At 72.7% G+C, this 14,049-nt stretch carries 15 protein-coding genes; 10 read left to right on the top strand and 5 right to left on the bottom strand.

Annotated elements, in window-relative coordinates; all coding sequences use genetic code 11:
• Positions 1-57: 57 nt before the first annotated feature.
• The gene (gene nudC, locus KV205_RS23935) at positions 58-1,005 is read left to right on the top strand and encodes an NAD(+) diphosphatase (RefSeq protein ID WP_265866615.1); all 948 of its coding nucleotides are present in this window, start codon (positions 58-60) and stop codon (positions 1,003-1,005) included.
• 57 nt (positions 1,006-1,062) lie between these two features.
• Here the strand turns inward: nudC and KV205_RS23930 are convergent, their stop codons facing one another.
• The gene (locus tag KV205_RS23930; RefSeq protein ID WP_149547526.1) at positions 1,063-1,305 is read right to left on the bottom strand and encodes a mycoredoxin; all 243 of its coding nucleotides are present in this window, start codon (positions 1,303-1,305) and stop codon (positions 1,063-1,065) included.
• Positions 1,306-1,488: 183 nt separating this feature from the next.
• Between KV205_RS23930 and KV205_RS23925 the strand changes: the two genes are divergently transcribed.
• From KV205_RS23925 to KV205_RS23905, 5 genes are all read left to right on the top strand, one after another.
• Positions 1,489-3,669, top strand: coding sequence for an ATP-dependent DNA helicase UvrD2 (locus KV205_RS23925; RefSeq protein WP_265866614.1), 2,181 nt, complete (start codon positions 1,489-1,491; stop codon positions 3,667-3,669).
• 170 nt (positions 3,670-3,839) lie between these two features.
• Entirely contained in the window at positions 3,840-4,202 is a 363-nt protein-coding gene (locus KV205_RS23920) for a hypothetical protein (protein WP_374214718.1), read from the top strand.
• A 175-nt stretch (positions 4,203-4,377) separates the two neighbouring features.
• Positions 4,378-4,746, top strand: a complete 369-nt coding sequence (locus KV205_RS23915; protein ID WP_265866613.1) for a WhiB family transcriptional regulator — start codon at positions 4,378-4,380, stop codon at positions 4,744-4,746.
• The gene (locus tag KV205_RS23910; RefSeq protein WP_265866612.1) at positions 4,743-5,066 is read left to right on the top strand and encodes a hypothetical protein; all 324 of its coding nucleotides are present in this window, start codon (positions 4,743-4,745) and stop codon (positions 5,064-5,066) included. Before KV205_RS23915 ends, KV205_RS23910 begins: the two co-directional genes overlap by 4 nt.
• A gap of 110 nt (positions 5,067-5,176) precedes the next feature.
• Complete coding sequence (locus tag KV205_RS23905) at positions 5,177-5,359, top strand: hypothetical protein (protein WP_265866611.1); 183 nt, start codon at positions 5,177-5,179, stop codon at positions 5,357-5,359.
• Positions 5,360-5,362: 3 nt separating this feature from the next.
• Here KV205_RS23905 and KV205_RS23900 read toward each other — a convergent pair whose 3' ends face one another.
• Together KV205_RS23900 and KV205_RS23895 are read right to left on the bottom strand one after the other, a co-directional pair.
• Positions 5,363-6,730, bottom strand: a complete 1,368-nt coding sequence (locus KV205_RS23900; RefSeq protein WP_265866610.1) for an AarF/ABC1/UbiB kinase family protein — start codon at positions 6,728-6,730, stop codon at positions 5,363-5,365.
• Positions 6,723-7,898 (bottom strand): TOMM precursor leader peptide-binding protein, encoded by a 1,176-nt coding sequence (locus KV205_RS23895; RefSeq protein ID WP_265866609.1) that lies wholly within the window; start codon positions 7,896-7,898, stop codon positions 6,723-6,725. The genes KV205_RS23900 and KV205_RS23895 overlap by 8 nt, the downstream gene beginning before the upstream one ends.
• 155 nt (positions 7,899-8,053) lie before the next feature.
• On the opposite strand from KV205_RS23895, the gene KV205_RS23890 reads away from it, so the two are divergent.
• The 4 genes from KV205_RS23890 to KV205_RS23875 all read left to right on the top strand — a co-directional run bounded on the left by KV205_RS23890 (position 8,054) and on the right by KV205_RS23875 (position 11,956).
• A complete protein-coding gene (locus KV205_RS23890) occupies positions 8,054-8,644 on the top strand; it encodes a M48 family metallopeptidase (RefSeq protein ID WP_265866608.1) in 591 nt (196 codons plus the stop codon).
• 170 nt (positions 8,645-8,814) lie between these two features.
• Entirely contained in the window at positions 8,815-10,488 is a 1,674-nt protein-coding gene (locus KV205_RS23885) for a TerD family protein (RefSeq protein ID WP_265866607.1), read from the top strand.
• A 14-nt stretch (positions 10,489-10,502) separates the two neighbouring features.
• Complete coding sequence (locus KV205_RS23880) at positions 10,503-11,183, top strand: AIM24 family protein (RefSeq protein WP_265866606.1); 681 nt, start codon at positions 10,503-10,505, stop codon at positions 11,181-11,183.
• Between the two features lie 17 nt (positions 11,184-11,200).
• Positions 11,201-11,956, top strand: a complete 756-nt coding sequence (locus KV205_RS23875; protein WP_265866605.1) for an AIM24 family protein — start codon at positions 11,201-11,203, stop codon at positions 11,954-11,956.
• A gap of 80 nt (positions 11,957-12,036) precedes the next feature.
• Here KV205_RS23875 and KV205_RS23870 read toward each other — a convergent pair whose 3' ends face one another.
• Both KV205_RS23870 and KV205_RS23865 read right to left on the bottom strand, forming a co-directional pair.
• The gene (locus tag KV205_RS23870; protein ID WP_265866604.1) at positions 12,037-12,561 is read right to left on the bottom strand and encodes an NUDIX hydrolase; all 525 of its coding nucleotides are present in this window, start codon (positions 12,559-12,561) and stop codon (positions 12,037-12,039) included.
• Positions 12,558-13,982, bottom strand: a complete 1,425-nt coding sequence (locus KV205_RS23865) for a zinc-dependent metalloprotease (RefSeq protein ID WP_265866603.1) — start codon at positions 13,980-13,982, stop codon at positions 12,558-12,560. Before KV205_RS23865 ends, KV205_RS23870 begins: the two co-directional genes overlap by 4 nt.
• Positions 13,983-14,049: the final 67 nt, after the last annotated feature.

Genomic DNA, 14,049 nt, shown 5'->3' with positions numbered 1-14,049 from the left:
CGCCGTCCGCCGAACTTCGCATTCACTGACACCGAACCGGGGGAGTTGGAAGCACCTGTGAGCACCTTGAACAACGCGTTCGCGGACCGCCCGATCTCGCTCACCGCCCCGAGCGGGATCGACCGCGCCGCCCACCACCGTCTCGACGAGGCGTGGCTCGCGGCCGCCTGGAGCCACCCGACGACCCGGGTCTTCGTGGTCTCCGGCGGCCAGGTGCTGATCGACGACACGCCCGACGGACGCACCGAGCTGGTCATGACCCCGGCCTTCGAGGCCCCGGTCACCGAGACCCACCGCTACTTCCTGGGCACGGACGAGGACGGCGTGTCCTACTTCGCGCTGCAGAAGGACAGCCTGCCGGGCCGGATGGACCAGTCGGCCCGCCCGGCCGGGCTGCGCGAGGCGGGGCTGCTGCTCTCGCCGCGCGACGCCGGTCTGATGACGCACGCGGTGGCCCTGGAGAACTGGCAGCGGCTGCACCGCTTCTGCTCGCGCTGCGGCGAGCGCACGGTGATCGCGGCGGCCGGGCACATCCGCCGCTGCCAGGCCTGCGGCGCCGAGCACTACCCGCGCACCGACCCGGCCGTGATCATGCTGGTGACGGACGACCAGGACCGTGCGCTGCTCGGCCGCCAGGTGCACTGGCCGGAGGGCCGCTTCTCGACCCTGGCCGGCTTCGTCGAGCCGGGCGAGTCGATCGAGCGGGCCGTGGCGCGCGAGGTCTTCGAGGAGGCGGGCGTCGTCGTCGGCGAGGTCGAGTACGTGGCCAGCCAGCCCTGGCCCTTCCCGTCCAGCCTGATGCTGGGCTTCTTCGCCCGGGCCACCTCGGCCGAGATACATGTGGACGGCGAGGAGATCCACGAGGCCCGCTGGTTCTCCCGCGAGGACCTTGCGGCCGCCTTCGAGTCCGGCGAGGTGCTCCCGCCGTACGGGATCTCGATCGCCTCCCGGCTCATCGAGCTCTGGTACGGCAAGCCGCTGCCCAGGCCCGGCGACGCCCTCTGACACGCGACAGCCCCCGCCCGGCAGGACCGGACGGGGGCTGTTTTCGGCCAGGCGGGGTCAGACGCCGACCTTCTGCTTGACCTGGGCGAGCGACGGGTTCGTCAGCGTCGAGCCGTCGGCGAAGAGCACCGTCGGAACCGTCTGGTTGCCCCCGTTGGCCTTCTCCACGAACGCGGCCGACTCCGGGTCCTGCTCGATGTTGATCTCCGTGTACGCGATGCCCTCGCGGTCCATCTGGCTCTTCAGCCGGCGGCAGTAGCCGCACCACGTCGTGCTGTACATCGTCACAGTGCCCTGCATGGCCTGGTGCTCCTCGGGTCGGGGTCGCTCGGGTCGGTGCCGAGTGGGTCGGTGCCGAGAGGAAGAACGTACGCGGTCACCCGCCCATTCCCGGAAATCGCGGTGCGTGATTCGTATGACCGGAGCCGCCCGCCTGTGGACAACCTGCCGCACCGACCCCCCGGAACCTGGCAGCATGGCGGGGTGACAGCAGCAACGCACTCCACTCTCTTCCCGCAGGTCCCCGAGTCGGCCGACGCGGTGCTCGACGGGCTCGACCCCGAGCAGCGCGAGGTCGCGCTGGCCCTGCACGGCCCGGTGTGCGTGCTCGCCGGTGCCGGCACGGGCAAGACGCGGGCCATCACCCACCGCATCGCGTACGGGGTGCGGGCGGGCATACTCCCGCCCGCGAGCGTGCTCGCCGTCACCTTCACCAACCGGGCCGCCGGCGAGATGCGCGGCCGGCTGCGCCAGCTCGGCGCGGGCGGCGTCCAGGCCCGCACCTTCCACTCCGCGGCCCTCCGCCAGCTACAGTACTTCTGGCCGAAAGCCGTCGGTGGCGAGCTGCCCCGGCTCCTGGAGCGGAAGATCCAGCTGGTCGCCGAGGCCGCCGCGCGCTGCCGCGTCCGGCTCGACCGGAACGAGCTGCGGGACGTCACCGGCGAGATCGAGTGGGCCAAGGTCACCCAGACCGTCCCCGCCGACTATCCGGCCGCCGTCGCCAAGTCGGTCCGCGAGGCCCCCCGCGACCCCGCCGAGATCGGCCAGATCTACGCGATGTACGAGCAGCTGAAGCGCGACCGCGACGTGATCGACTTCGAGGACGTGCTGCTGCTCACCGTCGGCATCCTCCAGGACCGGCACGACATCGCCGACCAGATCCGCCGGCAGTACCAGCACTTCGTGGTCGACGAGTACCAGGACGTGTCGCCGCTCCAGCAGCGGCTGCTCGACCTGTGGCTCGGCGACCGGGACAACCTGTGCGTGGTCGGCGACGCCAGCCAGACGATCTACTCGTTCACCGGCGCCACCCCCGACCACCTGCTGAACTTCCGCAACCGCCACCCCAACGCGACCGTGGTCAAGCTGGTCCGGGACTACCGCTCCACCCCGCAGGTGGTCCATCTGGCCAACGGGCTGCTCAGCCAGGCCCGCGGCAAGGCCGCCGAGCACCGTCTGGAGCTGATCTCCCAGCGCGACCCCGGCCCCGAGCCGGTCTACACCGAGTACGCGGACGAACCCGCCGAGGCCGAGGGCACCGCCCGCCGCATCCGCGACCTGATCGCCGCCGGCGTCCCGGCGGGCGAGATCGCCGTGCTCTACCGGATCAACGCCCAGTCGGAGGTCTACGAGCAGGCCCTCGCCGACGCCGGCGTGCCCTACCAGCTGCGCGGCGCCGAGCGCTTCTTCGAGCGCCAGGAGGTGCGCGAGGCGGGCGTCGCCCTGCGCGGCGCCGCCCGCGCCGGGGGGAACGACGCGCTGCTCGACGACGCCGACGACCTGCCGTCCCAGGTGCGGGCCGTGCTCTCCACCAAGGGCTGGACGAGCGAGCCGCCGGCCGGCTCCGGCGCCGTCCGGGACCGCTGGGAGTCGCTCGCCGCGCTGGTCCGGCTCGCCGAGGACTTCGCCCGGGCCAGGTCCGGCGCCACCCTCTCCGACCTGGTCGCCGAGCTCGACGAGCGGGCCGCCGCCCAGCACGCCCCCACCGTCCAGGGCGTCACCCTGGCCTCGCTGCACGCCGCCAAGGGCCTGGAGTGGGACGCCGTCTTCCTGGTCGGCCTCACCGAGGGCATGATGCCGATCACCTACGCCAAGACCGACGAGCAGGTCGAGGAGGAGCGCCGGCTGCTCTACGTGGGCGTCACCCGGGCCCGGCTCCACCTGTCGCTGTCCTGGGCGCTCTCGCGCTCCCCGGGCGGCCGGGCCTCCCGGCGCCCCACCCGCTTCCTGAAGGGCCTGCGGCCCGGCTCGGGCCCGCTCGGCGGGTCCGGCGCGGGCGGCGGCGGGGGCATCGAGCGGGGCGCGGGCTCCGGCGGCCGGCGCAAGCGCCGCGGACCGGTGCTCTGCCGGGTCTGCGGCGCCACCCTCACCGAGGCCGGCGAGATGAAGCTGATGCGCTGCGAGGACTGCCCCTCCGACATGGACGAGGGGCTGTACGAGCGGCTGCGCGAGTGGCGCTCGGTCCAGGCCCGCGAGCTCGGCCAGCCCGCCTACTGCGTCTTCACCGACAAGACCCTCATGGCGATCGCCGAGCGGGTCCCGTCCTCCGACGGCGAGCTCTCCTCGATCTCCGGGGTGGGGGCCCGCAAGCTCGACCGCTTCGGCGCCGATGTTCTCGCCATCTGCGCAGGTGAGGAGCCCGGAGGAAGCGACGAGGAGGACTGATGAAAACTCGTGGGAAAAATAGTTTGCGCCCGCCCCGTCAAGCCCCATAGGTTCTTAACCACGACACAGCGGCTTCTTTGAAGCCCTGTCTTCGTGCTGTACTTGTCCAAATGAACATGAGGGTCCGGCTCACCCCGAGCCCTCCGAGACGCCGAGAGGAGGCGATTCCAGTGATCAGCATCACCAACATCAAGACCAGCACCGCCAAAATGACCGATCTCTCGGTCGTCGCCTCCGCCTGCCCGCTCGGCCTCACCGCCTTTGCCTCGCCCGCCGCCTTTGGCACCGGTCTGTCCGGAGCCGGTCTGTCCGGAGCCGGTCTGTCCCTCGGTATGCCCAGCAGCCTGCTGATGGATCGACTTGAGGGCGCTGAGCGACCGACCAAGGCACTGGAAGCAGGAGTGGTGGGCAAGGCCAAGGCCGCTGCCTATGGCTTCGCCGCAACCGGTGCCGGCATTCAGCGGACGACGACGCAGCACCACCACACGATGTGGGCCTTCCGTGGGCTCGAACCCTGGAGTGATCCAGCCTGATCGACGATCAGGCCGGCGCCTTCAGGGCCGCGGAACCCCATCAGGGATCCGCGGCCCTTCTGTTTGTCCCCGAACGGGGACGACGGAGCGAGGGGGCCTCGGGACCAGCAACACCCGGTACCAGCCGAAACCCCGGCCCACCAGGCCGGAACGACCAGACGAGGAAGTCAGACCCGTGCAACTCGAAGCGCACGCCCCGTCCGTACCGCCTTCCGAAACGATCCCCCCGCCCGGCCTCACGAAGGACTCCGCCTTGACCCCGCTCACCACGCTCACCGCGCTCGACGACGCCATCGAGAACCTCGGCGTGCCCGTCCCGTGCCGTTCCTACGACCCCGAGGTCTTCTTCGCCGAGTCCCCGGCCGACGTCGAGTACGCCAAGTCCCTCTGCAAGACCTGCCCGCTCGTGGCGGCCTGCCTGGCGGGTGCCCAGGAGCGTCGCGAGCCCTGGGGCGTCTGGGGTGGGGAGCTCTTCGTCCAGGGTGTGGTCGTCGCCCGCAAGCGGCCCCGTGGCCGTCCGCGCAAGAACCCGGTCGCGGCATGAACGTCTCCGGAACCATCGACCGCCCCCTCACGCACGATCCCCAGAAGCAGGCCCCGATGACCTCGTCCGCCCACGAGCCCTCCGGCTCCGCGACCCCAGACGTTTCGATCAGCGGCGCGAACCGCTCGCGCCAGAACAGGACCCGTGAGATGCAACTCATCCCAGAAGCCCTGGCCCGTGCCCATATGCACGACAGGCGGCGTGAAGCCGAGGCGGAACGCCAGGCCGTGCGCCTGGTCGCCGCCCGGCGGATGCAGCGGCGCGCCGAGCGCGTCTCGCTGCGCGCCCGCCGCGCGCTCGCCATGGCCGTCATGCACTGACGACCTGAAGAGCCAGGCAGACCCTGACCCCGCGGGGGCCGGTCCGAACGGACCGGCCCCCGCGGTGCGTTGCCCCGCCGGCGGGGCTTCCTCGGGTTATCGTCACCAAGGTGAACGACGCCCCTACGAAGAAGCCCCCCGTCGTCTGCGCCCGCTGCGGCAAGACCGCCCCGGAGCTGCCCGTCACCTGGACCTGCTCGGTGGAGAACGGCACCCGTCAGTACTTCTGCGAGGACTGTGCCCGCGCCAACATCAGGGCCATCGAGGGACGCCTCGACTCCTCCTGGTGGTGAGCGCTACTCCTCCGCCGCGACGAAGCCGGGAAGCCACTCCGCGAGTTCGTCCCGCAGCCGCACCGTCGCGCCCAGCTGGCACAGCACCCCGATCGTGCTCAACGTCACACGGTGTATCAGCAGATACGAGGGCGGCAGATTCAGCTGCTTGCCCAACTGGTGGGCGGGGGAGCGCGGGTCGGCGATCCGGGCCGCCTGCGCGCGCATCCAGCCGCGGGTGAACCCGAAGGCCTCCACCTCGGCCGGCTCGATGATCGGCAGCAGGTACTCCAGGACCGCGTCCGGGTCGAGCGCCACGGACTCCTTCACGAAGCCCTCCGCCCGCAGCAGCCCGTAGACCTCCTCGGCCTCGCCCGCGAGGGCCATCCGCAGACAGGTGCCGATGGTCTCCGGCAGCCCGCCCGGCAGCCGGTCCACCGTGCCGAAGTCGAGCACCCCGAGCCGCCACGACCCGGAATCCCCGTCCCCGTCCCCGGCTCCGTCCCCGCCCGCCGGGCCGGGCAGCAGCCGGAAGTTCCCCGGGTGCGGATCCGCGTGCAGCAGCCCGGTGCGCGCCGGGCCCGAGAACAGGAACCGGGCGAGCAGCTGACCGGCCCGGTCGCGCTGCTCCGCCGTGCCGTCCGCGATCACCTCCGACAGCGGCACGCCGTCCATCCACTCGGTGATCAGCACCTGCTCCGACTGGTGCACCACCGCCGGCACCACCACGTCCGGGTCGTCGGCGAACACCGCCGCGTGCGCCCGCTGCGCCTCGGCCTCCAGACCGTAGTCCAGCTCCTCCGAGACCCGGTCCCGCAGCTCCGTGATCAGCGGCTTGATGTCCAGGCCGGGGATCAGCGGGCCGAGCAGCCGGGCGAACCGGCTCAGCTGGGTGAGGTCCGAGAGCAGCGCCTCCCCGGCGCCCGGGTACTGCACCTTCACCGCGACCTCGCGGCCGTCGTGCCACACCGCCCGGTGCACCTGCCCGATCGACGCGGCCGCCGCCGGCTTGTCCTCGAACTCCTCGAACAGCTCCCGCCAGCCCTCGCCCAACCGCTCCTCGAGCACCGCGTGCACGGTCCGGGTCGGCATCGGCGGCGCCGCGTCCTGCAGCTTGGTGAGCGCCGCCCGGTAGGGCCCGGCGATCTCCTCCGGCAGGGCCGACTCGAACACGGACAGCGCCTGCCCGAGTTTCATGGCGCCGCCCTTCAACTCGCCCAGGACCTTGAAGAGCTGATCGGCCGTCCGCTGCTGGAGCTCCCGCGCCACGATCTCCGCGGACTTCCCCCCGATCCGCTTTCCCAGGCCCCAGGTGGCCCGGCCGGCGAAGCCCAGGGGCAACGCGGCCAACTTGGCGGTCCGGGTGACCGCCTTCCGGGGAAGATCAGACATGCGCCCTCCAAGTCCCAGACTGCCGTGCCGCTCGGGAACCCTGCCCCGCCATTGTGTCGTGCGGCCCTCGGGGCGCGGTCGCATGCTCCCCCTCGGCGCCGCGGCGCGCCCCGCACGGACACGCCGGGTGCGCCCGGACCGGCGCCGAGCGCCACTCGAGCAGCGGCAGCGACACCTCCCAGCGCGCCCCCGTACTCGCCGGCAGATCCCCGTCCAGGAAGGCCAGGGCGTGCGCGGCGGCCAGCCCGGCGACCGCCGCCGCGAGCGCCACGTCGCAGGCCGGCAGGGCGTGCGGCGGACCCGAGCGCCACTGCGCCGGCAGCCGCGGCCAGACCGGCTCCCGGTCGGTCCGCTCCCGCTGCATGCAGCCCGCGCAGGCCGTGCCGCCCGGCAGCACCAACGGGCCCACCACACCGGTGGCTTCGAGCACCCCCGCATACAGATGCGGGGTCCCCGTGGCCAGCCAGGCCTCCGCCGGCAGCGGGTCCGGCACATAGGCGCCAAGACCGTCCCGCGGGGTCACCACCACGAGCGCGAGCCCCGGCTCCCCGCTCCCGTCACCCGGCCCGCCGGGCGCGCCCCGCGGCGGCCGCCCGCCCGGCGCCGACCGGCCCACCAGGCGTCGCGCCGCCACCGTCCGGCGCTCGCCGACCGCCTCGGCCGGCAGCCCGCCCGGCGCGACCTCCCACGGCGGGACCGTGCCCCGGTCGAGCACCTCGACCCCGCCGACCCCGGCCGCCGACAGGAGCGCCGCGACCGCCGCGCCCACCCGTCCCGCACCCCGAACCTGCACCCGCGCCGCCCGCCGCGCGGCCAGCGTGCGCGCCGCCCCGTCCGGCGCCGAGTGGACCACCGACAGCGAGGCCAGATCGGCGCGCACCGGATCCAGGTCCTGTCCGGAGTCGCCCCGCACCGCCGCGTCGGCGATCAGCCCGGCGGCGGCGAGCCGGTCGAGCAGCGCGTCCAGCCGCCCCTCCGGCAGACCGAGCGCCGCCGCCTCGGCCCGCAGCAGCTCCAGGCCCCGCGTCCCGTCGAGCAGCCCGAGCAGGCTGCCGGTCGTGAGGTCCATCGGCCCCAGGACCACCGCGTGCGCGGGCGTCACCCCGAACTGCACGGACTGCATGTCGCGCCAGGCGCGCCGCAGCGCCGGCTTCACCATCGGATGCATCGGTCAAACCCCCGTCGTCCCCGGTCATCGCTTCCACGGTCAGGTTGCCCGGTCCGGGCGACCGGTGCGGAAAGTTGTCCACAGGACCGAGGCATTAATCATTCGAATGCGGCGGTGCGGGACTTCCGCCGCCGCATACGGGTAACGTCGGGGCCGTGCCGGCCGACCCACAGCCCAGCGTGACAAGCAGACCGCCCCGCGGCTCGGGGACGAGCGCGGTCGAGGTGCGCAGAAGCTCCCGCCGGAGCAGAACGGTCTCCGCCTACCGCGAGGGCGACCGGACCGTCGTGCTCATCCCCGCCCGCATGTCGGAGGCGGAGGAGAAGCGCTGGGTCACCGTGATGCTGGACAAGCTGGCCGCGCAGGAGAGCAAGCGGGTGCTCGGCGACGGCGCGCTGACCGAGCGCGCCGCACAGCTGTCCGAGCAGTACTTCGGCGGCCGGGCCCGCCCCACCTCGGTGCGCTGGGTCACCAACCAGAACACCCGCTGGGGCTCCTGCACCCCCTCCGAGGGCAGCATCCGGCTCTCCCACCGGCTCCAGGGCATGCCCGAGTACGTCGTCGACTACGTGCTCTGCCACGAGCTGGCCCATCTGCTCGTGCCCGGCCACGGGCCGCGGTTCTGGCGCCTCCTGGACGCCTACCCGCGCACCGAGCGGGCCCGCGGCTATCTGGAGGGCGTGGCCGCCGCCGCACGGCTGCCGCACCCACCGGACACCACCCGCGAGGGCGACCGCGAGGAGTGACCGCGCATCGATCGCAGGGGGCGTGCTCCGCTCCGTAGTGGCCTGTTCCGCTCCGTAGCCGTGTGCTCCGGTTCTGTACCGAAAGGGCACGGCCCTGCCGCGATGTCCCGGCCACCCGTTAGCCTGGCGCGACGCAATCGTCGTAATCGGATGGGGGACGGTCGTCACTCATGGCCAGGGAATTCCAACGCGGCCACAAGGCCAAGATCAGCGATCTCACGGCGGGAACCGATCTGTACGTGGGCGTGCAGATCGCGGGGCCCGGCCTGAGCTTCGACATCAGCTGCTTCGGTCTGGACGCCGACGAGCGGCTCTCGGACGACCGCTATTTCGTCTTCTTCAACCAGCCCAAGTCGCCCGAGGAGTCCATCCAGCTGCTCGGCGCGCAGTCCGGTGACACGGAATCCTTCCGGGTGACGCTCGACCGGATCCCGGCACACATCCAGAAGCTGTCCTTCACCGCCACCATCGACGGTGCCGGGCAGATGTCGCAGGTCGGGCCCGGCTGGATCCGGATCGTCGCGGGCGGCGAGGAGGTGGCCCGCTACGCCTTCAACGGCGCGGAGTTCTCCACCGAGCGCGCCGTCATGCTCGGCGACTTCTACCTGAAGGACGTGTGGCGGTTCGCCGCCGTCGGCCAGGGCTTCGACGGCGGTCTGGAAGCGCTCCTGAAGAACTTCGGAGGCGAGGTCGCCGAGGAGGAGCCCGCCGCGCAGCCGCAGGCGCCGCAGGGTGCCGCCCCCGGCTTCGCGCCGCCGGCCCAGGCCGCCGCGCCGCCCGCCTTCGGCGCCCCCGCCGCCCCGGCTCCCGCGCCCGCCCCGGCCCCCGCCCCGGCGTTCGGTGCCCCGGCCGCTCCGACGCCGCCGCCCGCGCCCGCGCCGGTGCATTCCGCGCCGACGATGGTCGGCCCCATGACGCCCCAGGCGCCCACCCCGCCGCCCGCGCCCGCGCCGGCCCCCGCGCCGTACGGACAGCCGCCGCAGCCCCCGCAGTTCGGCCAGGTCCCGGGCCAGACGCCGCCGTACGGCGCGCCCGCGCCGTACGGACAGCCTGCGCCCGCGCCGTACGGACAGCAGGCCCCGGCCCCGTACGGCCAGCAGCAGCCGCAATTCGGCCAGGTCCCCGGTCAGGCCCCCGGCCAGTTCCCGCAGCAGGGTGTGCCGCAGGGCGCGCCGGCCGCCGGCGCCGGGCTCGCCGCCGCGCTCGCGCCGTTCAAGGAGAACGCGACCGGCGTCCGCTGGACCCCGCAGAACCAGCAGCTCATGCGGGTCGACCTCGCCATGGGCGGCACTCCCGTCCTCGCCCGCCAGGGCTCCATGGTCATGTACCAGGGCAAGGTCGACTTCTCCTACAAGGGCGCCGGCTTCGCCGGCCGCATCGTCGGCAACGCCACCGGCCAGGAGATGCAGCTGATGCGCTGCACCGGTCGCGGCCAGGTCTTCCTCGCCGAGAACGGCGCGCACCTGCACCCGATCGAGCTCCAGGGCGACGGCATCTGCGTCTCCGCCGAGAACGTGCTCGCCTTCGACGAGTCGCTGCAGTACGAGGTGCGGCGCATCGAGGGCCACGGCATCCCCGGCGGCGCGCTGTTCACCATGCAGTTCCAGGGCACCGGCACGGTCGTCGTGAAGACCCACGGCACGCCCGTGGTGCTGCCCGTCACCCCGACCACCTTCGCCGACTGCAACGCCGTCGTCGCCTGGTCGGCCGCGTCCCAGGTCATCCTGTCCAGCCAGGTCCGGCTGCGCCGCAACGCCTACCCCGGCCACAGCGGGGAGACCGTGAACCTCCAGTTCCGGGGCGCCCCCGGCAACTTCATCGTCGTCCAGCCCTACGAGGTCTGAGGGAGCCCGGAACCATGAACCAGCAACTCGCGGGCTACGCCCCGACCCCGATCGCGGCCCGGATGGAGAACCACGGCCGCGCGATGCTCAAGGTCGCCATGGCCACCGGCCAGGACCTGTACGCGCGCACCGGCTCGATGGTCGCCTACGAGGGCTTCATCAGCTACGAGCCCAACCCGCCGGCCGTCCGGCAGGTCGCCCAGCAGTGGATCACCGGCGAGGGCGCGCCGATCATGAAGTGCACCGGCGACGGCCTGCTCTACCTCGCCGACTACGGCGCCGACGTGGTCGTCATCAACCTCAACAACGACTCGCTCTCGGTGAACGGCACCAACCTGCTCGCCTTCGACGCGCACCTCCAGTGGGGCGTCGAGCGGGTCAAGGGCCTGGCGAAGTTCGCCGGACAGGGCCTGTTCAACGTCGAGCTCGCGGGCACCGGCTGGGTCGCCATCACCTCGCGCGGCACGCCGGTCGTCGTCGACTGCGGCCGCGGCGAGGACGAGACCTACGTCGACCCGGACGCCCTGGTCGCCTGGTCGCCCGCGCTCAAGGTGAAGGGCAAGCGCAGCTTCAAGGCCTCCTCCCTGATCGGCCGGGGCAGTGGCGAGGCGTACCAGATGGCCTTCTCGGGCCAGGGCATCGTCGTCGTACAGCCGAGCGAGGACAGCAGCGACCGGCTCCGGGTCCGGGGCTGAGGGGGAGCGAGAGACAGATGCAGAGCCCGCTTTTCAACCACGCCGAGCAGCAGAGCCAGGAGCGCTACGTCGTGCAGAACCCGCAGATGCTGCGGGTCTCCCTGACCGGCCAGGACGACATCCTGGCCCGCAAGGGCGCGATGGTCGCCTACCAGGGCCTGGTCGACTTCGACGGCGAGTACCAGACGTCCAACCAGCGCCGGGCCCGCGCCCGTACCGGTGAGGGCCTCGACCTGATGCGCTGCTCCGGGCAGGGCACGGTCTACTTCGCCAACCTGGCGCAGTACATCCACGTCGTGGACGTGGACCACGAGGGCCTGACCGTCGACAGCGCGTATGTGCTCGCGCTCGACTCGACCCTGCACACCGAGGTCATCGCGGTGGACAGCCAGTACGGGGTGTCCGGCACCGGCAAGTACCAGCTGAACATCACCGGCCGCGGCAAGGTCGCCCTGATGACCTCCGGCCAGCCGCTGATGATGCAGGTGACGCCCGACAAGTACGTGAGCGCCGACGCCGACGCGATCGTCGCCTGGTCCACCGGGCTCCGGGTGCAGATGCAGGCCCAGACGCACAACTCGGGCGTCCGTCAGCGCCGGGGCAACACCGGCGAGGGCTGGGAGCTCAGCTTCCTCGGTCAGGGCTTCGCCCTGGTGCAGCCGAGCGAGGTCATGCCGCCGCAGAACGCCGGGATCGGGCAGGGCATCGCCGCCCAGTACGGCGTCGGCCAGCACGGCGCGCACGCGCAGAACCAGAACAACGCCTGGAACTGACGCCTGGAACCGAGGCAGCGCCCCACGGGGCACGCGTAAGGGGCGGTCGCCATGGCGACCGCCCCTTACCGTTGCGCCGCTCAGAGGCGCTTCAGCGTGTTCTCCATCAGACGGACCACCGACGTGTCCGCCACGCCGGCCACCTCGTCGTACGCGAACCAGCGCAGGTCCAGCGACTCGTCGCTGATCTCCGCCGCCGCCCCGGCCGGGGCGATCGCCGCGTACTGCACGTCCAGGTGCCAGTTGCACGGCGCCGGAATCGGATGCCGGTCGAGCCGCACCGGGCCGCCCGGCAGCAGCGTCAGGCCCGCGATGCCGGACTCCTCGGTGCCCTCGCGCAGCGCCGCCTCCGCGACCGTCGCGTCCTCCTGCTCGCAGTGCCCGCCCATCTGCAGCCACATGTTCAGCTTCTTGTGCAGGGTGAGGAGGACCCGGCCCCGCTCGGGGTCGATCACAAGGGCGCTCGCCGTCACGTGCCCGGCCGAGGACGGCTTGTACATCCCGCCCTCGCCGTGCGCCGCGAGGTGCTCCAGATACACGTCACGCAGCTCCGGCTGGTCCGCGTACTCCTTGAGCACCAGGACCGCGTCGTCGTACAGGCTCACTTCTCGGTCTCGTCCTTGCCGTCGTCCTCGGAGCGGCCCTCGGCCGCCTCGCCCAGCATCTTGTCCAGCTCGGAGAAGTCCAGCTGCTCGCGGTGGACGAAGCCGTCCGGGTCGTCCAGGTCGGTCGCCGTCGGCAGCATGTCCGGGTGCTCCCACAGCCCGTCCCGGCCGTCCACACCGCGCGCGTCGGTGAGCGAGGCCCACAGCCGCGAGGCGTCCCGCAGTCGGCGCGGACGCAGCTCGAGACCGATCAGGGTGGCGAAGGTCTGCTCGGCGGGGCCACCGGTCGCCCGGCGCCGGCGCAGCGTCTCGCGCAGCGCGTCCGCCGAGGTCAGCCGGGTCTTCGCGGCCTCGTGCACCACCGCGTCCACCCAGCCCTCGACCAGCGCGAGCGCCGTCTCCAGACGGGCGAGCGCGGCCTTCTGCTCGGGGGTGTCCTCGGGCTGGAACATGCCCTGCTGGAGCGCCTCCTGCAGCTGCTCGGGGTGGGTCGGGTCGAGCTGGCCCACCGCCTCCTCCAGCTTGGAGGTGTCGACCTTGATCCCGCGGGCATAGCCCTCGACCGCGCCGAACAGATGCGAGCGCAGCCACGGCACATGCGCGAAGAGCCGCTGGTGGGCGGCCTCGCGCAGGGCCAGATAGAGCCGGACCTCGTCCTGTGGGACGCCCAGGTCCTTGCCGAAGGCCGCGACGTTCAGCGGCAGCAGCGCCGCCTTGCCGGCCGGGCCCAGCGGCAGGCCGACATCGGTCGAGCCGACGACCTCGCCCGCGAGCACGCCCACGGCCTGGCCGATCTGCTGGCCGAACATGGCGCCGCCCATCGAGCGCATCATGCCGATCAGCGGGCCCGCCATGGCCTGCATCTCCTGCGGCAGCACATCGCCCATCGCCGCGCCGACCCGCTCGGCGACCGGGTCCACCAGCTGCTTCCAGGCTGGCAGGGTCGCCTCGACCCACTCCGCGCGGCTCCACGCCACCGCCGTGCTCGCGCCCGAGGGCAGCGAGGTCGCCTGGTCCAGCCACAGGTCGGCGAGGCGCACCGCCTCCTCGACCGCCGCCTTCTCGGCGGGGCCGACGCTCGCGTCCTTCGTGCCGTCCGGAGTGCCCTGCGCCACGACCTGGCGGGCGATCTGCTTCGCCATGTCCCAGTTGACCGGCCCGCCCTCGTAACTGAGCATCTGGCCGAGCTGCTGGAAGGCCGCGCCCAGGTCCTGGGGGTTCAGCGAACCGAACATCGCGGCGAACGGATTGTCCGCGCCGCCCGGCCCGCCCATGCCGGGCAGCCCGCCGAAGCCGAACGGGTTGCCCCCGCCCTGGCCACCGGACCCCTGGCCACCTCCGGCGGGGTCCTTCTTCTTGCCCTCGTCGCCGTCGTCCGGCTCCTCCGGCGGAAGGCCGAATCCGAATGGGGTGTCGCTCACAGGTTTCCTCGGCTCGTAGGGCCGCCGGCGTGATGCCGACGGCGGACTCTCACCACCAGCGTAGGCG

This window comes from Streptomyces sp. SKN60, assembly GCF_026236535.1.
Taxonomy (GTDB): domain Bacteria; phylum Actinomycetota; class Actinomycetes; order Streptomycetales; family Streptomycetaceae; genus Streptomyces.
The sequence above is the reverse complement of the archived record's forward strand: the minus strand, read 5'-3'. Positions and strand labels throughout refer to the sequence as shown.

Coding starts and splice junctions, on each gene's coding strand:
- KV205_RS23910 (WP_265866612.1), top strand. CDS start 4,743: ATGAACGTCTCCGGAACCATCGACCGCCCCCTCACGCACGATCCCCAG.
- KV205_RS23930 (WP_149547526.1), bottom strand. CDS start 1,305: ATGCAGGGCACTGTGACGATGTACAGCACGACGTGGTGCGGCTACTGC.
- KV205_RS23880 (WP_265866606.1), top strand. CDS start 10,503: ATGAACCAGCAACTCGCGGGCTACGCCCCGACCCCGATCGCGGCCCGG.
- KV205_RS23875 (WP_265866605.1), top strand. CDS start 11,201: ATGCAGAGCCCGCTTTTCAACCACGCCGAGCAGCAGAGCCAGGAGCGC.
- KV205_RS23895 (WP_265866609.1), bottom strand. CDS start 7,898: ATGCATCCGATGGTGAAGCCGGCGCTGCGGCGCGCCTGGCGCGACATG.
- KV205_RS23900 (WP_265866610.1), bottom strand. CDS start 6,730: ATGTCTGATCTTCCCCGGAAGGCGGTCACCCGGACCGCCAAGTTGGCC.
- KV205_RS23885 (WP_265866607.1), top strand. CDS start 8,815: ATGGCCAGGGAATTCCAACGCGGCCACAAGGCCAAGATCAGCGATCTC.